The 20,660-nt window shown below is 49.3% G+C and carries 21 protein-coding genes; 11 read left to right on the forward strand and 10 right to left on the reverse strand.

Annotated features, from left to right (window positions below):
• Positions 1-63 precede the first annotated feature (63 nt).
• The 6 genes from frmA to ACJHYD_RS15760 all read right to left on the reverse strand — a co-directional run bounded on the left by frmA (position 64) and on the right by ACJHYD_RS15760 (position 4,882).
• Entirely contained in the window at positions 64-1,173 is a 1,110-nt protein-coding gene (frmA, locus tag ACJHYD_RS15735) for an S-(hydroxymethyl)glutathione dehydrogenase (RefSeq protein ID WP_000842102.1), read from the reverse strand.
• 34 nt (positions 1,174-1,207) lie between these two features.
• A complete protein-coding gene (gene frmR, locus ACJHYD_RS15740; RefSeq protein WP_001141271.1) occupies positions 1,208-1,483 on the reverse strand; it encodes a formaldehyde-responsive transcriptional repressor FrmR in 276 nt (91 codons plus the stop codon).
• 187 nt (positions 1,484-1,670) lie between these two features.
• On the reverse strand, positions 1,671-2,444 hold the full coding sequence (locus tag ACJHYD_RS15745) for a YaiO family outer membrane beta-barrel protein (protein ID WP_000596109.1): 774 nt from the start codon (positions 2,442-2,444) through the stop codon (positions 1,671-1,673).
• A gap of 1 nt (position 2,445) precedes the next feature.
• Entirely contained in the window at positions 2,446-3,027 is a 582-nt protein-coding gene (locus tag ACJHYD_RS15750; protein ID WP_072134741.1) for an acetyltransferase, read from the reverse strand.
• Positions 3,005-4,201, reverse strand: coding sequence for a glycosyltransferase (locus ACJHYD_RS15755; protein ID WP_001550704.1), 1,197 nt, complete (start codon positions 4,199-4,201; stop codon positions 3,005-3,007). The genes ACJHYD_RS15750 and ACJHYD_RS15755 overlap by 23 nt, the downstream gene beginning before the upstream one ends.
• 9 nt (positions 4,202-4,210) lie before the next feature.
• Positions 4,211-4,882, reverse strand: a complete 672-nt coding sequence (locus ACJHYD_RS15760; protein ID WP_000362012.1) for a PIG-L deacetylase family protein — start codon at positions 4,880-4,882, stop codon at positions 4,211-4,213.
• Positions 4,883-5,490: 608 nt separating this feature from the next.
• On the opposite strand from ACJHYD_RS15760, the gene tauA reads away from it, so the two are divergent.
• From tauA to tauD, 4 genes are read left to right on the forward strand one after another with little or no spacing between them, the layout of a single operon-like run.
• Positions 5,491-6,453, forward strand: a complete 963-nt coding sequence (tauA, locus tag ACJHYD_RS15765) for a taurine ABC transporter substrate-binding protein (RefSeq protein WP_001018416.1) — start codon at positions 5,491-5,493, stop codon at positions 6,451-6,453.
• A 12-nt stretch (positions 6,454-6,465) separates the two neighbouring features.
• Positions 6,466-7,233 (forward strand): taurine ABC transporter ATP-binding subunit, encoded by a 768-nt coding sequence (tauB, locus tag ACJHYD_RS15770; protein ID WP_001550706.1) that lies wholly within the window; start codon positions 6,466-6,468, stop codon positions 7,231-7,233.
• Positions 7,230-8,057 carry a taurine ABC transporter permease TauC gene (tauC, locus tag ACJHYD_RS15775; protein ID WP_001550708.1) on the forward strand — a complete coding sequence of 276 codons (828 nt, stop codon included), beginning with the start codon at positions 7,230-7,232 and terminating at the stop codon, positions 8,055-8,057. The genes tauB and tauC overlap by 4 nt, the downstream gene beginning before the upstream one ends.
• Entirely contained in the window at positions 8,054-8,905 is an 852-nt protein-coding gene (gene tauD, locus ACJHYD_RS15780) for a taurine dioxygenase (protein WP_001550709.1), read from the forward strand. The genes tauC and tauD overlap by 4 nt, the downstream gene beginning before the upstream one ends.
• A 39-nt stretch (positions 8,906-8,944) precedes the next feature.
• Here tauD and hemB read toward each other — a convergent pair whose 3' ends face one another.
• The gene (hemB, locus tag ACJHYD_RS15785) at positions 8,945-9,919 is read right to left on the reverse strand and encodes a porphobilinogen synthase (RefSeq protein ID WP_001295337.1); all 975 of its coding nucleotides are present in this window, start codon (positions 9,917-9,919) and stop codon (positions 8,945-8,947) included.
• A 525-nt stretch (positions 9,920-10,444) separates the two neighbouring features.
• Between hemB and ehaB the strand changes: the two genes are divergently transcribed.
• Positions 10,445-13,393, forward strand: a complete 2,949-nt coding sequence (gene ehaB, locus ACJHYD_RS15790; RefSeq protein WP_001550710.1) for an autotransporter adhesin EhaB — start codon at positions 10,445-10,447, stop codon at positions 13,391-13,393.
• Between the two features lie 85 nt (positions 13,394-13,478).
• The gene (gene iprA, locus ACJHYD_RS15795; RefSeq protein WP_001295817.1) at positions 13,479-14,102 is read left to right on the forward strand and encodes a hydrogen peroxide resistance inhibitor IprA; all 624 of its coding nucleotides are present in this window, start codon (positions 13,479-13,481) and stop codon (positions 14,100-14,102) included.
• Here iprA and ampH read toward each other — a convergent pair whose 3' ends face one another.
• Positions 14,103-15,260 (reverse strand): D-alanyl-D-alanine-carboxypeptidase/endopeptidase AmpH, encoded by a 1,158-nt coding sequence (gene ampH, locus ACJHYD_RS15800; RefSeq protein ID WP_001550711.1) that lies wholly within the window; start codon positions 15,258-15,260, stop codon positions 14,103-14,105. It abuts the gene before it with no gap.
• A gap of 351 nt (positions 15,261-15,611) precedes the next feature.
• Here ampH and sbmA point away from each other — a divergent pair, with 351 nt between their 5' ends.
• The gene (gene sbmA, locus ACJHYD_RS15805) at positions 15,612-16,832 is read left to right on the forward strand and encodes a peptide antibiotic transporter SbmA (protein WP_001304845.1); all 1,221 of its coding nucleotides are present in this window, start codon (positions 15,612-15,614) and stop codon (positions 16,830-16,832) included.
• A 12-nt stretch (positions 16,833-16,844) separates the two neighbouring features.
• Positions 16,845-17,939, forward strand: coding sequence for a surface-exposed outer membrane lipoprotein YaiW (gene yaiW, locus ACJHYD_RS15810; RefSeq protein ID WP_000092060.1), 1,095 nt, complete (start codon positions 16,845-16,847; stop codon positions 17,937-17,939).
• A gap of 57 nt (positions 17,940-17,996) precedes the next feature.
• Here yaiW and ACJHYD_RS15815 read toward each other — a convergent pair whose 3' ends face one another.
• Positions 17,997-18,305 (reverse strand): DUF2755 family protein, encoded by a 309-nt coding sequence (locus ACJHYD_RS15815; protein ID WP_001550712.1) that lies wholly within the window; start codon positions 18,303-18,305, stop codon positions 17,997-17,999.
• Positions 18,306-18,564: 259 nt separating this feature from the next.
• On the opposite strand from ACJHYD_RS15815, the gene ACJHYD_RS15820 reads away from it, so the two are divergent.
• Positions 18,565-18,777 (forward strand): DUF2754 domain-containing protein, encoded by a 213-nt coding sequence (locus ACJHYD_RS15820; RefSeq protein ID WP_001295334.1) that lies wholly within the window; start codon positions 18,565-18,567, stop codon positions 18,775-18,777.
• A 23-nt stretch (positions 18,778-18,800) separates the two neighbouring features.
• Here the strand turns inward: ACJHYD_RS15820 and ddlA are convergent, their stop codons facing one another.
• Positions 18,801-19,895: a D-alanine--D-alanine ligase gene (gene ddlA / locus ACJHYD_RS15825; RefSeq protein ID WP_000413677.1), complete on the reverse strand. Its 1,095-nt coding sequence runs from the start codon at positions 19,893-19,895 to the stop codon at positions 18,801-18,803.
• 77 nt (positions 19,896-19,972) lie between these two features.
• Here ddlA and ACJHYD_RS15830 point away from each other — a divergent pair, with 77 nt between their 5' ends.
• Both ACJHYD_RS15830 and iraP read left to right on the forward strand, forming a co-directional pair.
• Entirely contained in the window at positions 19,973-20,176 is a 204-nt protein-coding gene (locus ACJHYD_RS15830) for a hypothetical protein (RefSeq protein WP_000942026.1), read from the forward strand.
• A 181-nt stretch (positions 20,177-20,357) separates the two neighbouring features.
• The gene (gene iraP / locus ACJHYD_RS15835; protein ID WP_000792975.1) at positions 20,358-20,618 is read left to right on the forward strand and encodes an anti-adapter protein IraP; all 261 of its coding nucleotides are present in this window, start codon (positions 20,358-20,360) and stop codon (positions 20,616-20,618) included.
• Positions 20,619-20,660 lie beyond the last annotated feature (42 nt).

Below are 20,660 nucleotides of genomic sequence, written 5' to 3' on the forward strand. Positions count from 1 at the left end.
ACGGCTGCCCGGGGAGAGTATTAAGAACCCCGCCTGAACTGGACGGGGTAAACCTGCGGGCAATCAGTAACGAATTACGGTTCGAATGGATTTGCCTTCATGCATCAGGTCGAAGGCGTCATTAATTTCATCCAGGCTCATGGTATGCGTGACAAACGGTTCCAGATCGATATCACCTTTCATCGCATCTTCAACCATACCCGGTAACTGGGAACGACCTTTCACGCCGCCAAACGCGGAACCTTTCCATACGCGACCAGTGACCAACTGGAATGGACGGGTGGAGATTTCCTGACCGGAACCCGCGACCCCGATGATCACCGACTGACCCCAGCCGCGGTGCGCACTTTCCAGCGCCGCACGCATCACGTTGACGTTACCGATGCATTCAAAGGTATGGTCGATACCCCATTTGTTGATATCCAGCAGGACATCTTTAATCGGTTTGTCGTAGTCATTCGGGTTAATACAGTCGGTAGCACCGAAGCGACGCGCCAGATCGAATTTCTTCGGGTTCGTATCAATAGCGATAATCCGTCCCGCTTTCGCCTGACGCGCGCCCTGAACAACTGCCAGACCAATCGCGCCAAGACCAAATACGGCAACAGAATCACCTGGCTGGACTTTAGCCGTGTTGTGTACCGCGCCAATACCGGTCGTCACGCCACAGCCCAGCAGGCAGACGTGTTCGTGGTTTGCTTCTGGATTAATTTTGGCCAGAGACACTTCCGCGACCACGGTGTATTCACTGAATGTAGAGCATCCCATGTAGTGATAAAGCGGCTGCCCGTTGTAAGAAAAACGGGTGGTGCCGTCTGGCATCAGGCCTTTACCCTGGGTTTCGCGAACCGCAACACAGAGGTTGGTTTTGCCGGAACGACAGAACTCACACTCGCCGCACTCTGCGGTGTAAAGCGGGATCACATGGTCGCCAGGTTTGACGCTGGTTACGCCTTCACCGACTTCAACCACAACGCCGGCCCCTTCGTGACCGAGAACTACCGGGAATACACCTTCCGGGTCATCGCCGGAGAGGGTAAATGCGTCGGTATGGCAAACGCCGGTATGGGTGACTTTAATCAGCACTTCACCTTTTTTCGGTGGTGCAACGTCAATTTCAACGATTTCCAGCGGTTTACCGGGAGCAAATGCAACGGCAGCACGTGATTTCATCTCTCGCTCTTCCTCAATATGGTAATAGATTCAGCTATTTAAGATAGGCACGAACCAGTTCAATAGTGTCGTCAACGGATTGGCTGACTTCGCGGCTGTAGCAGTCATTTCGGTCAAACGTTTCCCGGATATGGCTTTCAAGCACTTCTGCCATCAGCCCGTTAGCCGCGCCCCGAACGGCAGCGATCTGTTGGAGTATGGCACGGCATTCGGCATCACCCTCCAGCGACCGTTCCAGAGCATCAATCTGCCCCCGAATACGACGAACTCGAGTAAGGACCTTTTTCTTCTCTTCCGGAGTACTGGGCATTTCGCACCTCATCATCTGCATGCAATATACTATAGGGGGGTATTCTATATGTCAATGCATACCCCCCTATAGTATATAACACTGGAGAATAAAATTTATCCGGTGAATGTGGTCGGAAAACAAAGAGGAAAGGGGGTGGGGCTAATCGGCAGGGAAGGCCGCCCCGGATAGCGGGCGGCAGAAGGAATCAGAATTTCCAGGTCAGATGGGCTGCAAGTTGCAGACCGTTATAATCATCGGTTGGGGTGTCGTACCACACTTTACCTGCCGTCAGCCCGAGATTAAGTTGCTCAGTCAGCGGTTGAATACGTTGCAAACTGACGCTCTTCATGCTGCCGTAGCGTGTTTCTGGCGTCCAGTCATAGGTGTAAGCACCTGTTCCGCGGCTTAGCCATAGTTGCGTATAACCAGTGCCGCGCGGGTCATTCAGACGCACGGAAATCATATTGCTGTAACTACCACCTGCATCGCTGGAGTCATAATGGGTATAGCGATAGCTGGTGATCACCGGGCCAGTATAGAGTGATACGCCGCCTTGCCAGGCATCGACTTCGACATCATCGTAATATTTCGTGTAGCGATAACCGGTCGTGAAAAGCGTTTTTGGCAACAGTGCCAGGTTAATATCCTGACGAAAATCCTGGCGGGCAAAGACCGGCGTATTATCCGCAAAGGCAATACCCGTTCGGGTTGTCAGCCAGTTATTCCATTTATACCAGACCGCACCCTGACCGCGAGTGGCATTGAAATGTTCAGTTTCATAATCACGACGCCCCTGGGAAAGATTAAAAAGCAGCGTTGCGTTTTCAACTTTCGCCACCAGTTCAGCATACGCTAAATTACGGTTGCCATGATCGCCAGAATAATCGGTAAAATCGTAGCCCGCGGTAATGGAAGTTAACCCGGCATAAGCGGGCAATGTGCTAAAAATTGCTGCCGCTAATAACGTCCGTTTTATCATTTTAATCTCCTGTACGGATAAGTTCTTGTCGGAGTGAATAAGTTCCGGTAGGTAAATTACGTTCTACAATCACGCGCGGGCCAAGTTGCGTGTTCGGGGAAATAATTCGCCCAGGCAAAATAATAACTTGTACGCCAAGGCGTGAACGCTGCCCGATATAACAACCTAATTTATCGCATTCGGTAGCGATAATTCCCTCTGGAGTTCGAACAGATACGGGCTGTTGATCCAGACGATGATTACTGGTACGTACTTGTGCGCCCAAATATGTCTGGTTTGCAACTACCGAGTCGGCGATAAAGCATTGCGGACCAATCGTTGCTTCCGCTTCAATAACCGCATTTTTAATTTCGGTGGCAAAACCAATTTTTACGCCATTGCTGATTATTGTGCCAGGACGAATAAACGCATAATTACCTATCAGGCAGTTTGCGCCAATCACTACCGGACCCTGAATAACGGCACCGTGACAAATACGGGTATTCGCGCCGATAACAACTTCACCTGCAGTTTCATCAATAATTACCTGGTCTGCAATCTGAATATTTTTCTCTTTAACATTAAGCTTCAGATAGTTTTTCAGTTCCTGTAGCAGAAGGTTGGGAATAAGCGGTTGACGCTTCCACCAGTGCGGAATAGCGGGTGGGTTTGTCGCGCTGAGGTTCGCGTCCAGTAAAAAAGGCAATAAGTCCATAAATAATCCAGATGGCATAAGCTAATAATACATACACAACGGAAAGCGGCGCTAAAGGCACCAACAACCAGCAACGATGAAACCAGGCGCTAAAAGCACCAATAACACAAACTACGCCGACCCAGATAAGCGGAAACATTGCCAACACCACACCATGCGGCCCGGTGGTGATGAATTCATTAAACCAGGTAGTGAGATAAATCCCAACGCCATAAAGCACAACCAACAGCATAGGAAATATACTGAAGATACCGAAGCGGCTAAATAAAAGTCTTTTATGCAGGCGCATACAGACCGCGTAGCCCACAATCCAACGCCGCCAGCGACGCCATTCCTCACGCGGGCTGTTGCATTCCTGTGGGTATACGATGCAGCGATTCGCCTGCCGAATACGATAGCCGTTTGCCACCAATGTCCAGGTGAGATCAAGGTCTTCGACTTTAGTACGATCAGAGAAACCGAACTTACGCAATACATCAGTACGGAACATCCCGCAGGCACCGCTGATAATAAACGGTGCGCCGCCCAGGAGCTGCTGTAGCGTGCGCTTCATAACAATCATCGGCAACTTTACGGTCGCGCGGATGTGCGGTAACAGACCCGCGCCTTTCAACGCAGTAGAGGGAATGCCGCCTACGGCATCAGCACCGCGCTCTATTTCTGCAAGCATATAGCCCATTCCGTCTTGATCGGGCGGAACATAGGTGTCGGCATCACTTAAAAAAACCTGGTCGCAGGTGGCGTAATTGAGGCCATTCATCAGCGCACCACCTTTACCGGTATTTTTTTGCGTGACGGCAATAAAGCGGTCGCCCCATTTGCGTTTGACTTCCGCCATGACCGCTTCGGTATTGTCCGTGGAGCCGTCGTTAACGCAAATTACCCGGCAAAAATAAGGGTTACGCAGTAGATTATCCAGTGACTGTGCCAGACACGGGCCTTCGTTATACGCAGGTATAATGGCGTCAATACAACCTTTTTTTTGGCTGGGCTTACGCCTTAACGTACTCAGGAACCATAGCAATATTGCTACGGCCATACATATAAATATCCAGGTTTTCATGCAATTTGCTCAAAGAATCATTTTATGAATTACAAAGCCTTCACCCAGATCGCTATTGACCTGTTGCCCGCGAAATTGTGCAACTGCACGCAGGCGATCATGACGCATATAATCGCGTCGTTCCTGGCTTTTATGTTTTTTTAATGCAGCAAGTTTGACTGTGAAATATTCTTCTTTAACGGATTCAAAAACCTGAGGCATAAATGAAAGCCAGGTACTCGGGGTTTCGTAGCCGAGAATTTGTGGAATAGTGCGGCAGGCAACCATTGAAGCTTGATAAACAGCGAGATGATCCTGATGGCGGTCGGCATCATGCATGGTATATACCCGCATGATTTCAACATCAGAAGGAATTTGATTTTTAATGATATCTTCCAGGGCGGAAATCATATCATTGAGCTGTAAATGCGCGCGGGTGTCAGCAAAATTAAGATGAATAGTTTGGTGGCACCCTAATATCTTTAGGGCGTTGCGCGATTCTTCATGGCGATCGATTATTCCATCTGTGCCAGAGTTGCCGGTAGTCATCACCACGGCTGCGATATAAATTCCTTTTTGCGCAAGACGAGCAAGCGACGCGCCACAGCCCAATTCTATATCATCAGGATGTGCGCCAATAGCAAGGATACCCTTTCTTTTATTTGCCGAAGAAAGGATGGCTGAATCTAAAACCTTATCCACTTAATGACACTCCATTTTATTTATTATACTACAAGCACAACGATGCCCGCAGAGACGTAATCTCTGGCACAGACAGATGCTAATTTTTAAGTGTTAAAAATTACTGATAGCTGAAAAATAAGGGGCTTTCAGGTACGGGGATACGGCTGCGTAATCTTTTATGTAGTTCATATGTTAAGTGTTTGTGTGTTTGGTTTGTATAGTTATTTTGTTTTATATATTGTATTTAGATGTGATTTAGTTTGTCAATTAATTACATATTAAAAATATGTTCTAGGCACAAATATGGATTATATACATTATGTGAATGTATTATGTGGTTGATTGAGAATGATACAGTTATATATGCAATGTGAATATAATGATTTCATTATATGTATTGCTGTTAATAAAATAAAAGACATTATGTTCTGCTTGTTTATGCATTAATAAAAATGAAGTGCAGTAACTTAATGAATTTTCAGAGTGGGTGTAATTGCATATTTAATCTTTCCTTTGCCGCTTTTTTGCTAAGAATAAAATCATCTGTGCGATAACGACTAATTCTTTTAATGAATGTTTTTATTCCTGAATACTGCTCCTATAACAAGACAGGGGAGCAGACAATCATGGCAATTTCATCGCGTAACACACTTCTTGCCGCACTGGCATTCATCGCTTTTCAGGCACAGGCGGTGAACGTCACCGTGGCGTATCAAACCTCCGCCGAACCGGCGAAAGTGGCTCAGGCTGATAACACCTTTGCTAAAGAGAGCGGGGCGACGGTGGACTGGCGTAAGTTTGACAGCGGAGCCAGCATCGTGCGGGCGCTGGCTTCAGGCGATGTCCAAATCGGTAACCTCGGTTCCAGCCCATTAGCGGTGGCAGCCAGCCAACAGGTGCCGATTGAAGTCTTCTTACTGGCGTCAAAACTGGGTAACTCCGAAGCGCTGGTGGTAAAGAAAACTATCAGCAAACCGGAAGATCTCATTGGCAAACGCATCGCCGTACCGTTTATCTCCACCACCCACTACAGCCTGCTGGCGGCGCTGAAACACTGGGGTATAAAACCCGGACAAGTGGAGATAGTGAACCTGCAGCCACCCGCGATTATCGCCGCATGGCAACGGGGAGACATTGATGGTGCTTATGTCTGGGCACCGGCGGTTAACGCCCTGGAAAAAGACGGCAAGGTGCTGACCGATTCTGAACAGGTCGGGCAGTGGGGCGCGCCGACGCTGGATGTCTGGGTAGTGCGCAAAGATTTTGCCGAGAAACATCCTGAGGTCGTGAAAGCGTTCGCTAAAAGCGCCATCGATGCTCAACAACCGTACATTGCTAATCCAGACGCGTGGCTGAAACAGCCGGAAAACATCAGCAAACTGGCACGTTTAAGCGGCGTACCTGAAGGTGACGTTCCGGGGCTGGTGAAGGGGAATACCTATCTGACGCCGCAGCAGCAAACGGCAGAACTGACCGGACCGGTGAACAAAGCGATCATCGACACCGCGCAGTTTTTGAAAGAGCAGGGCAAAGTCCCGGCTGTAGCGAATGATTACAGCCAGTACGTGACCTCGCGCTTCGTGCAATAAAAGGAGGCGCAGATGCTGCAAATCTCTCATCTTTACGCCGATTATGGCGGCAAACCGGCACTGGAAGATATCAACCTGACGCTGGAAAGCTGTGAGCTACTGGTGGTGCTGGGGCCGTCCGGCTGCGGCAAAACCACCTTGCTGAATCTGATTGCCGGTTTTGTGCCTTATCAGCATGGCAGCATTCAACTGGCGGGTAAGTGCATTGAGGGACCGGGCGCAGAGCGGGGCGTGGTTTTTCAGAATGAAGGGCTGTTGCCGTGGCGTAATGTGGTAGACAACGTGGCGTTCGGCCTGCAACTGGCAGGTGTAGAGAAAGTACAGCGCCTGGAAATCGCGCACCAGATGCTGAAAAAAGTGGGGCTGGAAGGCGCAGAAAAACGCTATATCTGGCAGCTTTCCGGCGGTCAACGTCAGCGGGTAGGGATTGCCCGCGCGCTGGCGGCGAATCCCCAGCTGTTATTACTCGACGAACCGTTTGGCGCGCTGGACGCCTTCACCCGCGATCAGATGCAAACTCTGCTGCTGAAACTCTGGCAGGAGACGGGCAAGCAGGTGCTGTTGATTACCCACGATATAGAAGAAGCGGTGTTTATGGCGACTGAACTGGTTCTGCTTTCACCCGGCCCTGGCCGCGTGCTGGAGCGGCTGCCGCTCAACTTTGCTCGCCGCTTTGTTGCGGGAGAGTCGAGCCGCAGCATCAAGTCCGATCCACAATTCATCACCATGCGCGAATATGTTTTAAGCCGCGTATTTGAGCAACGGGAGGCGTTCTCATGAGTGTGCTCATTAATGAAAAACTGCATTCGCATCGGCTGAAATGGCGCTGGCCGCTCTCGCGTCAGGTGACCTTAAGCATTGGCACGTTAGCGATTTTACTCACTGTATGGTGGGCAGTGGCGGCGCTGCACCTGATTAGCCCGCTGTTTTTGCCGCCACCGCAACAGGTACTGGCAAAACTGCTCACCATTGCCGGGCCGCAGGGATTTATGGACGCCACCCTGTGGCAGCATCTTGCAGCCAGCCTGACGCGCATTGTGCTGGCGCTACTTGCGGCGGTGTTGATCGGCATTCCGGTCGGGATCGCCATGGGACTAAGCCCGACGGTGCGCGGCATTCTGGATCCGATAATCGAGCTTTATCGTCCGGTGCCGCCGCTGGCGTATTTGCCGCTGATGGTGATCTGGTTTGGTATTGGTGAAACCTCGAAGATCTTACTGATCTATTTAGCGATTTTTGCACCGGTGGCGATGTCGGCGCTGGCGGGGGTGAAAAGCGCGCAGCAGGTTCGCATTCGTGCCGCCCAGTCGCTGGGTGCCAGTCGTGCGCAGGTGCTGTGGTTTGTCATTTTGCCCGGCGCGCTGCCGGAAATCCTCACCGGATTACGCATTGGTCTGGGTGTGGGCTGGTCTACGCTGGTAGCGGCGGAGCTGATTGCCGCGACGCGCGGTTTAGGATTTATGGTTCAGTCAGCGGGTGAATTTCTCGCGACTGACGTGGTGCTGGCGGGGATCGCGGTGATTGCGATTATCGCTTTTCTTTTAGAACTGGGTTTGCGCGCGTTACAGCGCCGCCTGACGCCCTGGCATGGAGAAGTACAATGAGTGAACGTCTGAGCATTACCCCGCTGGGGCCGTATATTGGCGCACAAATTTCGGGTGCCGACCTGACGCGCCCGTTAAGCGATAATCAGTTTGAACAGCTTTACCATGCGGTGCTGCGCCATCAGGTGGTGTTTCTGCGCGCTCAAGCTATTACGCCGCAGCAGCAACGCGCGCTGGCCCAGCGTTTTGGCGAACTGCATATTCACCCTGTTTACCCTCATGCCGAAGGGGTTGACGAGATCATCGTGCTGGATACTCATAACGATAATCCGCCGGATAACGACAACTGGCATACCGATGTGACATTTATTGAAACGCCACCCGCAGGGGCGATTCTGGCGGCAAAAGAGTTACCCTCGACCGGCGGCGATACGCTCTGGAGCAGCGGTATTGCGGCCTATGAGGCGCTCTCTGTTCCCTTCCGCCAACTGCTGAGCGGGCTGCGTGCGGAGCATGATTTCCGTAAATCGTTCCCGGAATACAAATACCGCAAAACCGAGGAGGAGCATCAACGCTGGCGCGAGGCGGTCGCGAAAAACCCGCCGTTGCTACATCCGGTGGTGCGAACGCATCCGGTGAGCGGTAAACAGGCGCTGTTTGTGAATGAAGGCTTTACTACGCGAATTGTTGATGTCAGCGAGAAAGAGAGCGAAGCCTTGTTAAGTTTTTTGTTTGCCCATATCACCAAACCGGAGTTTCAGGTGCGCTGGCGCTGGCAACCGAATGATATTGCGATTTGGGATAATCGCGTGACTCAGCACTATGCCAATGCGGATTACCTGCCACAGCGGCGGATTATGCATCGGGCGACGATCCTTGGGGATAAACCGTTTTATCGGGCGGGGTAAGGGGGAAATGCCGGGTTGGATAACCCGGCATAATGAACATTAACGCAGAATCTTCTTCTCAGCCAAATCCAGTGCAAAGTAGCTGAAAATCAGATCCGCACCCGCACGCTTAATCGAACCTAAGCTTTCGAGCACGACTTTCTCTTCATCTATAGCACCCGCCAGCGCGGCGAACTTAATCATCGCGTACTCACCGCTCACCTGATACGCGCCAATCGGCAATTCAGTACGTTCACGCAGCTCACGCACGATGTCGAGGTACGCTCCAGCAGGTTTAACCATCAGGCAGTCTGCGCCCTGGGCTTCATCCAGCAGTGACTCACGAATCGCCTCACGACGGTTCATTGGGTTCATCTGATAGCTTTTGCGGTCGCCTTTTAATGCGCTGCCGGCAGCTTCACGGAACGGGCCATAAAAGGAGGAGGCGAACTTGGTCGAATACGACATAATCGCCGTGTCTTTAAAGCCCGCAGCGTCCAGCGCCTGGCGAATTGCCTGTACCTGGCCGTCCATCGCGGCGGAAGGGGCGATGAAGTCTGCACCTGCAGCAGCTGCAACCACGGCTTGCTTGCCTAAATTTTCCAGAGTCGCGTCGTTGTCGACGCCATGCTCGCACAGCACACCGCAGTGACCGTGAGAAGTGTATTCACAGAAACAAGTGTCTGACATGACGATCATTTCTGGCACAGTCTGCTTGCAGATGCGCGACATACGCGCCACCAGTCCATCTTCCCGCCAGGCGTCGCTGCCGGTTTCATCGGTATGGTGAGAGATGCCGAAAGTCATCACGGAACGAATACCGGCGTTGGCGATGCGTTCAATTTCGCGTGCCAGATGTTTCTCTGGAATGCGCATCACGCCTGGCATGGCTTCAACGGCTTTGTAGTCGTCAATTTCTTCTTCAACAAAGATCGGCAACACCAGGTCGTTAAGGCTAAGTGTTGTCTCTTCAAACATAGCGCGCAGCGCAGGAGATTTGCGCAGGCGACGAGGGCGTTGGATTAAGTCTGTCATGGTCTGCCTGATGTTTGTGGAATCGAGGGGCATAGTATACCTGAAGCAGGGTGGGGATGTTTTACGAAAGTTGTCGCGATGTTGACAAGAAGAGAATGGAAGAGAGGCCAGGACATCTTTGTAATAGAAATAGCAATAATTTTATATTCACTGAAAATATTTTTAATTTTTATTTATATCCATAGATTATTGTTTTTGGGGATTTGGTGACATTTTCAAAAAGTGAATAACTTAAAGTTCATTGCTTATTGATACATTATTTGTCTGTTTTGGTTGTTTTATATTTTCATGGTCTATGTTTTAAAATTAACGCTTTCATTAACGTATTGAAATATTGTGTTTTTGTTATTTCTTTCTGTGTGTGTGTTCACGTGCTTTATATATGTCCGCAATCGGACTTAGGGGAAAGAATAATTGAACCATTCCTCTATAACGCCGCATAATCGTCAACGCGAAACATAATATGTTTTCTATGCATTGATAATTGATGGATCAACTTATTACGTCCCTGAGGAGGGATGACAAATGCACTCCTGGAAAAAGAAACTTGTAGTATCACAATTAGCATTGGCTTGCACTCTGGCTATCACCTCTCAGGCTAATGCAGCGACCAACGATATTTCTGGTCAAACTTACAATACTTTCCATCACTACAACGACGCCACCTATGCTGATGACGTTTACTATGATGGTTATGTAGGCTGGAATAACTATGCCGCTGATAGTTATTACAACGGCGATATCTATCCGGTCATTAATAACGCTACCGTTAACGGCGTGATTTCTACCTACTATCTGGATGACGGTATTTCTACTAATACCAACGCCAATAGCCTGACAATCAAAAACAGCACTATTCACGGCATGATTTATTCCGAGTGCATGACAACTGATTGTGCTGATCGTGCGGATGACTACTACCATGATCGTCTGGCGCTGACCGTTGATAATTCAACGATCGATGACAACTACGAACACTACACATATAACGGCACCTACAATAATGCCGCTGACACTCATGTTGTAAATGTATTTAACATTGGTACTGCCATCACTCTGGATCAGGAAGTTGATCTGTCCATCTCTAATAACTCTCATGTAGCAGGTATTACGCTGACTCAGGGTTATGAGTGGGAAGATATCGACGACAACACTGTCAGCACTGGTGTAAACAGCAGCGAAGTGTTTAATAACACCATCACTGTTAAAGATTCAACCGTGACCTCTGGTTCATGGACTGATGAAGGTACAACTGGTTGGTTCGGTAATACAGGTAATGCCAGCGATTACAATGGTAAAGGTTGGAATGCTGACGATATCGCATTAGCTGTTATTGCACATCCTGCTGCTGATAACGCCATGCAAACCACTGCAACATTCGATAATTCCACACTGATGGGCGATGTATTCTTCTCAAGTAACTTTGATGAGAACTTCTTCCCGCATGGTCGTGATAGCTATCGTGATGCTGACGGTGATGTAGATACTAACGGTTGGGATGGTACTGATCGCCTGGATCTGACCCTGAACAATGGCAGCAAGTGGGTCGGTGCGGCAATGTCTGCGCATCAGATTGGTGTTGATACTGATGACGATGGTGTAAATGACTCCTATACATATGGAATCAATACTGAAGCCACTGCAACTCTGATCGACATCGCAGCTAACAGCCTGTGGCCTTCATCAACTGTTGGTGTAGAAAACAGCGACTCTGAATATAGCGAATTTGATCACATCATCGGTAACGAAGTTTACCAGAGCGGTCTGTTCAATGTAACCCTGAACACCGGTTCACAGTGGGATACCACCAAAACTTCTCTGATTGATACTCTGAGCATCAACAGTGGTTCAACGGTTAATGTTGCTGATTCAACGCTGATTTCTGACTCTATCTCTCTGACAGGTCTTTCTGCGCTGAACATCAACGAAGATGGTCATGTTGCAACTGATTCACTGACTGTCGACAACAGTACCGTAACCATTTCTGATGAAGTTTCTGCTGGTTGGGCTGTAGGTGATGCTGCTCTGTATGCCAACAACATCAAAGTGACTAACGACGGTATTCTGAATGTCGGTAACACTGCGGCGAATGCTCTGCAGGTTGATACTCTGAACCTGACCAGCACTACTGATACTAGTGGTAACATTCACGCTGGTGTGTTCAACATCGAAAGCAACCGCTTCGTACTTGATGCCGACCTGACCAACGACCGTACCAACGATACTACCAAGTCAAACTACGGTTATGGCTTAATCGCAATGAACTCTGATGGTCACCTGACCATTAACGGTAACGGCGATAACGACAACACTGCTTCTATCGAAGCTGGTCAGAACGAAGTTGATAACAACGGTGACCATGTTGCAGCTGCAACCGGTAACTACAAAGTTCGTATCGACAACGCTACAGGTGCTGGTTCTATCGCTGACTACAACGGCAACGAGCTGATCTACGTTAACGACAAAAACAGCAACGCGACCTTCTCTGCTGCTAACAAAGCTGACCTGGGTGCATACACCTATCAGGCTGAACAGCGTGGTAACACCGTTGTTCTGCAACAGATGGAGCTGACCGACTACGCTAACATGGCGCTGAGCATCCCGTCTGCGAACACCAATATCTGGAACCTGGAACAAGACACCGTTGGTACTCGTCTGACCAACTCTCGTCATGGCCTGGCTGATAACGGCGGCGCATGGGTAAGCTACTTCGGTGGTAACTTCAACGGCGACAACGGCACCATCAACTATGATCAGGATGTTAACGGCATCATGGTCGGTGTTGATACCAAAATTGACGGTAACAACGCTAAGTGGATCGTCGGTGCGGCTGCTGGCTTCGCGAAAGGTGACATGAATGACCGTACTGGTCAGGTGGATCAAGACAGCCAGACTGCCTACATCTACTCTTCTGCTCACTTCGCGAACAACGTCTTTGTTGATGGTAGCTTAAGCTACTCTCACTTCAACAACGACCTGTCTGCAACCATGAGCAACGGTACTTACGTTGACGGTAGCACCAACTCCGACGCTTGGGGCTTCGGTTTGAAAGCCGGTTACGACTTCAAACTGGGTGATGCTGGTTACGTGACTCCTTACGGCAGCGTTTCTGGTCTGTTCCAGTCTGGTGATGACTACCAGCTGAGCAACGACATGAAAGTTGACGGTCAGTCTTACGACAGCATGCGTTATGAACTGGGTGTAGATGCAGGTTATACCTTCACCTACAGCGAAGACCAGGCTCTGACTCCGTACTTCAAACTGGCTTACGTCTACGACGACTCTAACAACGATAACGATGTGAACGGTGATTCCATCAATAACGGTACTGAAGGGTCTGCGGTACGTGTTGGTCTGGGTACTCAGTTCAGCTTCACCAAGAACTTCAGCGCCTATACCGATGCTAACTACCTCGGTGGTGGTGACGTAGATCAAGACTGGTCCGCGAACGTGGGTGTTAAATATACCTGGTAATATTCTTCACTCTGAAGAAATAGATTATTTAATCTAAATAATGCCCGTCAAGGATTTGACGGGCATTACTGCAAAGGACGCGCAAATGTTATCTGTAGTTAAACCTCTTCAGGAATTTGGTAAGCTCGATAAATGTTTGTCCAGATATGGCACGCGCTTCGAGTTTAATAATGAAAAGCAAGTTATATTTTCAAGTGATGTCAATAGCGAAGATACTTTCGTTATTTTAGAGGGCGTTATCTCTCTGCGTAGAGAAGAAAACGTACTTATCGGTATTACCCAGGCTCCTTATATTATGGGACTGGCTGATGGTTTAATGAAAAACGATATACCATACAAATTAATATCAGAAGGAAATTGTACGGGATATCATCTACCAGCCAAACAAACCATTACCCTTATTGAACAAAATCAACTCTGGCGAGATGCTTTTTACTGGTTAGCCTGGCAAAATAGAATTCTGGAATTACGTGACGTACAGCTCATTGGGCATAATTCCTACGAACAAATCCGCGCAACGTTATTATCAATGATTGACTGGAATGAAGAATTACGCTCACGTATTGGTGTGATGAATTATATTCATCAACGTACACGCATATCGCGTTCTGTCGTCGCAGAAGTTCTCGCTGCTTTACGTAAAGGCGGCTATATCGAAATGAATAAAGGCAAACTGGTCGCTATCAACCGTTTGCCTTCAGAGTATTAATCAGGACGCGGGGATGACCAACGGTTTATTCCCGCTCAGTTCGGTCACCAGGTCATTGATGCCATCGCTCATATTTTTAAAGCGCGTCAATGGCGAACGAGTGACCACCACAAATGCGCCAATGTTCTTCTGCGGGATCATCGCCATATAGGTAATGAAACCGCCACCACCACCTGTCTTCTGAATAATCCCTGGACGACCCTCTTTCGGGGCCATATATACCCAGCCTAAACCAAGCGCATCCGCTTTGCCGGGGACATCCATGCCAATCACTTTTGTAAACTGCGCTCGCTGATAAATCAACGTCTGCATGCGATCTGCCTGGTTACTGCGCTGATAAAAATCAGATGACAAATACTGCTGCATCCAGCGCATCATATCGCCAGGCGTGGAATAGACTCCGCCGCTGCCAATTGCCGCCAGCGTGTTATTGCACGGACTGGCACCGCGCTCAGCAACCATTAAACGGCGGCACTGATCCGGCGAGGGGGTGTAGGTGGTGTCTTTCATCCCCAATGGACGGGTAATCTGCTCTTCAAACAACTGGGTATAAGGCTTGCCGGACGCATTCGCCAGTGCATCTGCCAGCAGATCGAATGCGAGGTTGGAGTACGCGGCCTGGCTGCCCGGCGCGGCTTTTAGTTTGGCAGTGGAAAGGTATTTCCAGCGTTGCTCGCGCGTTGGCCAGACAAATACCGGACGATGTGCCGCGCCACCGGGCTGTTCACGGGGCAGGGCGCTGGTATGGGTTGCCAGATTCACCAGCGTAATGGGCGTCCCGTTGTAGGTCGGTACGCGTGCGCCTGGCGGAGCATATTTACTTAGCGGATCGTTTAACTTCACGGTCCCCTGGTCGAGCAATTTCACCAGCATCTCACTGGTCATTAGCTTGGTGAGGGAAGCAATACGTATGACCGAATCCAGCTGCGGGCGAATGTTATTACCAGGTCGCGTTTCGCCATAACTGCGAAAGACGCGCTGGTTACCGTCGATAACAACCAGCGCCATCCCCGTGGCACCGCTGCCGTAAAAAATATGATCGGCATAACGATCGACAATATCAGAGGCGAACTCCGGTTCAGTGATCGGCTGCGCCGCATGGACGGAGGTCAATGACGCCGCACACAGCACGGCAGAAAAAAGCAGACAACGTTTCAACGGTGGTGTCCATAGATTGAATGAAGGTAACTGAGCGTATTTATACTACTCATTGATGGATTGCAAAGGGCGAATTAGTGCAATAATAGTGTTAAAAACGTAACGGCGCGTAAACACGATCTTTTTCCTGCTCACCAATGCCTGCATTTGTGATCCTGCGCGTGTTAATCCGCTTATGTAAACAATCTTTGGTTTGTGAAATCCGTCGAAACAATTCTTATGCTCAGGCTGGCGAACTAAGCGCCTTGCTATGGGTCACAATGGGCGGTTTCATTTGGCTGTCGCTTTGTAGCGGTCATGCGGTTAATACACAGCAGTTGTTAAAACGATAAGAAGTTAGCAGGAGTGCATATGTTTAAGTCTTTTTTCCCAAAGCCGGGAACGTTTTTTCTCTCGGCCTTTGTTTGGGCATTGATTGCCGTTATCTTCTGGCAAGCAGGTGGGGGTGATTGGGTGGCGCGTATCACCGGAGCTTCCGGGCAAATCCCGATTAGCGCCGCGCGTTTCTGGTCGTTGGATTTCCTGATTTTTTACGCTTACTACATTGTTTGTGTAGGACTCTTTGCATTGTTCTGGTTTATCTACAGCCCGCATCGTTGGCAATACTGGTCAATACTCGGTACTGCACTGATCATCTTCGTCACCTGGTTTTTGGTGGAAGTCGGGGTCGCCGTCAACGCCTGGTATGCGCCGTTCTATGATCTGATTCAAACCGCGCTAAGTTCGCCGCATAAAGTCACCATCGAACAATTTTACCGCGAAGTGGGCGTCTTTCTGGGGATTGCGCTGATCGCTGTGGTGATCAGTGTGCTGAACAACTTCTTTGTCAGTCACTACGTGTTCCGCTGGCGTACAGCGATGAACGAATATTACATGGCGAACTGGCAACAACTGCGTCATATCGAAGGTGCCGCACAGCGTGTGCAGGAAGACACCATGCGTTTTGCTTCAACGCTGGAGAATATGGGCGTCAGTTTTATCAACGCCATCATGACGTTGATCGCCTTCCTGCCGGTGCTGGTAACGCTCTCCGCGCATGTGCCGGAGCTGCCAATTGTCGGGCACATTCCGTATGGTCTGGTGATTGCCGCTATCGTCTGGTCGCTGATGGGGACCGGATTACTGGCAGTGGTAGGGATCAAACTGCCGGGGCTGGAGTTTAAAAACCAGCGTGTAGAGGCTGCCTACCGTAAAGAGCTGGTTTATGGTGAAGACGATGCCACGCGCGCGACGCCGCCTACGGTACGCGAGCTGTTTAGCGCCGTACGGAAAAACTATTTCCGCCTCTATTTTCACTATATGTATTTCAACATCGCCCGCATTCTCTATTTGCAGGTCGATAACGTTTTCGGTTTGTTCTTGCTGTTTCCGTCAATTGTCGCCGGTACGATTACGCTCGGCCTGATGACGCAGATTACCAACGTTTTTGGTCAGGTTCGTGGAGCTTTCCAGTACCTGATTAACTCATGGACCACACTGGTTGAGTTGATGTCTATCTACAAACGTCTGCGCAGCTTTGAACATGAGCTGGATGGTGACAAAATTCAGGAAGTAACCCATACCTTGAGCTAAAAAGGAGAAGTAATGTCGCGCGTCAATCATCTATCTTCGCTGTCATTGTTGGCGGTTCTGGTTTTAGTGGGGTGTAGTAGTCAGGCTCCGCAACCGTTGAAAAAGGGCGAAAAAGCGATAGATGTGGCGAGCGTCGTGCGGCAGAAGATGCCTGCGAGCGTGAAAGACCGCGATGCCTGGGCGAAAGATCTCGCCACCACGTTTGAAAGTCAGGGGCTGGCACCGACGCTGGAAAACGTCTGCTCGGTGCTGGCGGTGGCGCAGCAGGAGTCAAATTATCAGGCAGATCCGGCCGTTCCGGGCTTAAGCAAGATCGCCTGGCAAGAGATTGACCGTCGTGCTGAACGGATGCACATTCCTGCTTTTCTGGTGCATACCGCGCTAAAAATCAAATCGCCAAACGGCAAAAGCTATAGCGAACGGTTAGATTCGGTGCGTACAGAAAAGCAATTGAGCGCGATTTTTGACGATCTGATCAGCATGGTGCCAATGGGGCAGACGTTGTTTGGTTCGCTTAATCCGGTGCGCACCGGTGGGCCGATGCAGGTCAGCATTGCCTTTGCCGAACAGCATACCAAAGGGTATCCGTGGAAAATGGACGGTACAGTCCGTCAGGAAGTCTTCAGTCGTCGCGGCGGGTTGTGGTTTGGTACTTACCATTTACTGAATTATCCCGCCAGCTATAGCGCGCCGATATACCGTTTTGCTGATTTTAACGCTGGCTGGTACGCCAGCCGTAATGCCGCGTTTCAGAACGCAGTCAGTAAGGCCAGCGGCGTGAAGCTGGCACTGGACGGTGATTTAATTCGTTACGACAGTAAAGAACCCGGGAAAACCGAACTGGCAACGCGCAAACTGGCGGGAAAACTGGGGATGAGCGACAGCGAAATTCGCCGTCAGTTAGAGAAAGGTGACAGCTTCTCTTTTGAGGAGACGGCGCTGTACAAGAAAGTTTATCAACTTGCCGAAGCTAAAACGGGTAAATCACTACCCCGCGAAATGTTGCCTGGCATTCAACTGGAAAGCCCGAAAATCACCCGCAACCTGACTACGGCCTGGTTTGCGAAGCGCGTAGACGAACGGCGGGCGCGTTGTATGAAACAGTGATCAAACAGGAATGTCATGCCAGATAAAGCGTTTTAGGTCCTATCTGGCAAGTAAATCTTACTGGCGGCGATGTCGCCAGTGCAGCCATAGCGCCACTACTGCAAAAATGAGGCAGCCAACTAAAAACGGGATCAGCCCGAAAATGGTGCCGACACCTAAACCAATTTCCACCCGTGGGCGACCTGTTTCCTGGACCTGCATTAAACGCTCATAGACGCCGGGCACATGCACTAGCAGGTTCAGCAATTGCGCCCCAGCCCAAAAGCAAAACAGCACAAACAACGCATAGGCAATGTTGCCAGGCGTTGAAGAGGCATTGCGATATTTTCCGCTAAACAGCGATTTTGACAGGGTGAAATCAGCCATAAAAACCTCCGGAAGTCATCTGCTTCTCTTCTGGTGTGATACCAGCGGCTTATGGCAAGTCTGACAGGTCATTAAGATTGTCAATATCAGAATCATGGTAAATTGATGTTGGGAATATTCCCGAAGCGTGAATCTTCGTCGTAAGTCACAAAATGACAACCTTAAGTTAAATTTATTAACAATTACGGAAATGTTGTCTACGCCACAGACGGATGTTGCAGAATATGCAAGGATGTTGTTTTTCGTTAACGGAGCTGCCATGAACTTGCCTGTAAAAATCCGCCGTGACTGGCACTACTATGCGTTCGCCATTGGCCTTATATTCATTCTTAATGGCGTGGTGGGGTTACTGGGATTTGAAGCAAAAGGTTGGCAGACCTATGCCGTCGGTCTGGTGACGTGGGTGATTAGTTTCTGGCTGGCGGGGCTGATTATTCGTCGTCGCGATGAAGAAACTGAAAACGCCCAATAAGAATATTATCGGGCGTTTAAATATTACATTGTGGTTTTCAATGCGTTATCCGCAGCGTGACGCTCCAGCGCCAGCTCAATCAAACGGGTGATCAGGTCGGTGTAACCCAGACCGCTGGCTTGCCACAGCTTCGGATACATACTGATGTTGGTGAAGCCAGGCAGTGTGTTGATCTCGTTGATCACCACTTCGTTCTCTGGGGTTAAAAACACGTCTACACGCGCCATGCCTGCGCATCCCAACGTCTGATAAGCCTGAACGGCAATCGCCCGGATCTTATCGTTGATTTCTGGCGCAATGGCTGCCGGAACTACCACTTTCGCGCCATCTTCGTCAATGTACTTGGTGTCGTAGGCATAAAAATCGCTGGTGAGTACGATCTCGCCACAGGTGCTGGCTTGCGGATTGTCGTTGCCCAGAACTGCGCATTCGATCTCACGACCTTTGATCCCTTGCTCAACGATCACTTTATGGTCGAACTCGAACGCCAGATCGACGGCAATTGCGTACTGTTCTTCACTGGTTACTTTGCTGACACCAACAGAAGAGCCCTGATTAGCCGGTTTTACAAACAGCGGTAACCCCAGTTTAGACTCCACTTCGGCAAAACTGATGTTGTGACGATTAGCGCGCGTCAGGGTAATAAATGGCGCAATGTTCAGCCCGGCATCGCGCAGCAGACGTTTGGTGACATCTTTATCCATACAGGCCGCTGAAGCCAGAACATCAGAACCTACAAACGGTAAATTGGCGACCCGCAGCATTCCCTGCAAGGAACCATCTTCGCCCAGCGTACCGTGGACAATCGGGAAAATGACATCCACCGTCGGCAACGGCTGACCGTTTTGCGCGTCGATAAGCTGATGTTCATGTTTACCAGGCACCTGCGCAAGGCTGGTCGCCGAAGGGCGCAACGCAATATGGGCAGGATCGTCTGCATTTAGCAGATAATTGCTGGCATCGCTGACGTGCCATTGCCCTTGTTTATCAATGCCCAGCAGCACAACGTCGAAGCGACTTTTATCAATGGCATCGACAATGTTTTTTGCCGATTGCAGAGACACTTCATGTTCCGCTGATTTACCACCAAAAACGATTCCTACCCGCAGTTTTTCCATCTTAAAAACCTATCCCGTCTAACACAAAGTGCATACATTACCACGACAAAACGGGGGATTCGCGGCCTTCTGACAGAATGTTGCAATCTTCTGCTGACAAAGCGTGCAACGTACTGGTGAAGAAAGCGCGTTATCTCAATGATGTGCGCAAGATCACAAAAATGATGAACGGGAAGCTAATTTATTCCTGGCTTGTATGGCCATGCAGTGAGTTTTTTTCTCTTAATTATAAGTTTACGAAGAGAATATATTTCATAACTTTTATTTATAATAAAGGTTGATAATTAAAAGCCTATATTTTGTGTGGGTAATTATTAAAATAAGAGAAACGTTTCGCTGGTAATCAAACAAAAAATATTTGCGCAAAGTATTTCCTTTGTCATAAAAATAATACTTCCAGACACTATGAAGTTGTGAAACATAATGTTAACTTCTCCATACTTTGGATAAGGAAATACAGACATGAAAAATCTCATTGCTGAGTTGTTATTTAAGCTTGCCCAAAAAGAAGAAGAGTCGAAAGAACTGTGCGCGCAGGTAGAAGCTTTGGAGATTATCGTCACTGCAATGCTTCGCAATATGGCGCAAAATGACCAACAAAGGTTGATTGATCAGGTAGAGGGGGCGCTGTACGAGGTAAAGCCCGATGCCAGCATTCCTGACGACGATACGGAGCTGCTGCGCAATTATGTAAAGAAGTTATTGAAGCATCCTCGTCAGTAAAAAGTTAATCTTTTCAACAGCTGTCATAAAGCTGTCACGGCC

It is taken from the genome of Escherichia sp. WS1368 (assembly GCF_046487485.1).
Lineage (GTDB): Bacteria > Pseudomonadota > Gammaproteobacteria > Enterobacterales > Enterobacteriaceae > Escherichia > Escherichia coli.

Excerpts from the sequence above, each read along its gene's own strand:
- frmA (WP_000842102.1), bottom strand. The coding sequence starts at position 1,173 with ATGAAATCACGTGCTGCCGTTGCATTTGCTCCCGGTAAACCGCTGGAA.
- frmR (WP_001141271.1), bottom strand. The coding sequence starts at position 1,483 with ATGCCCAGTACTCCGGAAGAGAAGAAAAAGGTCCTTACTCGAGTTCGT.
- ACJHYD_RS15745 (WP_000596109.1), bottom strand. The coding sequence starts at position 2,444 with ATGATAAAACGGACGTTATTAGCGGCAGCAATTTTTAGCACATTGCCC.
- ACJHYD_RS15755 (WP_001550704.1), bottom strand. The coding sequence starts at position 4,201 with ATGAAAACCTGGATATTTATATGTATGGCCGTAGCAATATTGCTATGG.
- tauA (WP_001018416.1), top strand. The coding sequence starts at position 5,491 with ATGGCAATTTCATCGCGTAACACACTTCTTGCCGCACTGGCATTCATC.
- tauB (WP_001550706.1), top strand. The coding sequence starts at position 6,466 with ATGCTGCAAATCTCTCATCTTTACGCCGATTATGGCGGCAAACCGGCA.
- tauC (WP_001550708.1), top strand. The coding sequence starts at position 7,230 with ATGAGTGTGCTCATTAATGAAAAACTGCATTCGCATCGGCTGAAATGG.
- tauD (WP_001550709.1), top strand. The coding sequence starts at position 8,054 with ATGAGTGAACGTCTGAGCATTACCCCGCTGGGGCCGTATATTGGCGCA.
- hemB (WP_001295337.1), bottom strand. The coding sequence starts at position 9,919 with ATGACAGACTTAATCCAACGCCCTCGTCGCCTGCGCAAATCTCCTGCG.
- ehaB (WP_001550710.1), top strand. The coding sequence starts at position 10,445 with ATGCACTCCTGGAAAAAGAAACTTGTAGTATCACAATTAGCATTGGCT.
- iprA (WP_001295817.1), top strand. The coding sequence starts at position 13,479 with ATGTTATCTGTAGTTAAACCTCTTCAGGAATTTGGTAAGCTCGATAAA.
- sbmA (WP_001304845.1), top strand. The coding sequence starts at position 15,612 with ATGTTTAAGTCTTTTTTCCCAAAGCCGGGAACGTTTTTTCTCTCGGCC.
- yaiW (WP_000092060.1), top strand. The coding sequence starts at position 16,845 with ATGTCGCGCGTCAATCATCTATCTTCGCTGTCATTGTTGGCGGTTCTG.
- ACJHYD_RS15815 (WP_001550712.1), bottom strand. The coding sequence starts at position 18,305 with ATGGCTGATTTCACCCTGTCAAAATCGCTGTTTAGCGGAAAATATCGC.
- ACJHYD_RS15820 (WP_001295334.1), top strand. The coding sequence starts at position 18,565 with ATGAACTTGCCTGTAAAAATCCGCCGTGACTGGCACTACTATGCGTTC.
- ddlA (WP_000413677.1), bottom strand. The coding sequence starts at position 19,895 with ATGGAAAAACTGCGGGTAGGAATCGTTTTTGGTGGTAAATCAGCGGAA.
- ACJHYD_RS15830 (WP_000942026.1), top strand. The coding sequence starts at position 19,973 with ATGTTGCAATCTTCTGCTGACAAAGCGTGCAACGTACTGGTGAAGAAA.
- iraP (WP_000792975.1), top strand. The coding sequence starts at position 20,358 with ATGAAAAATCTCATTGCTGAGTTGTTATTTAAGCTTGCCCAAAAAGAA.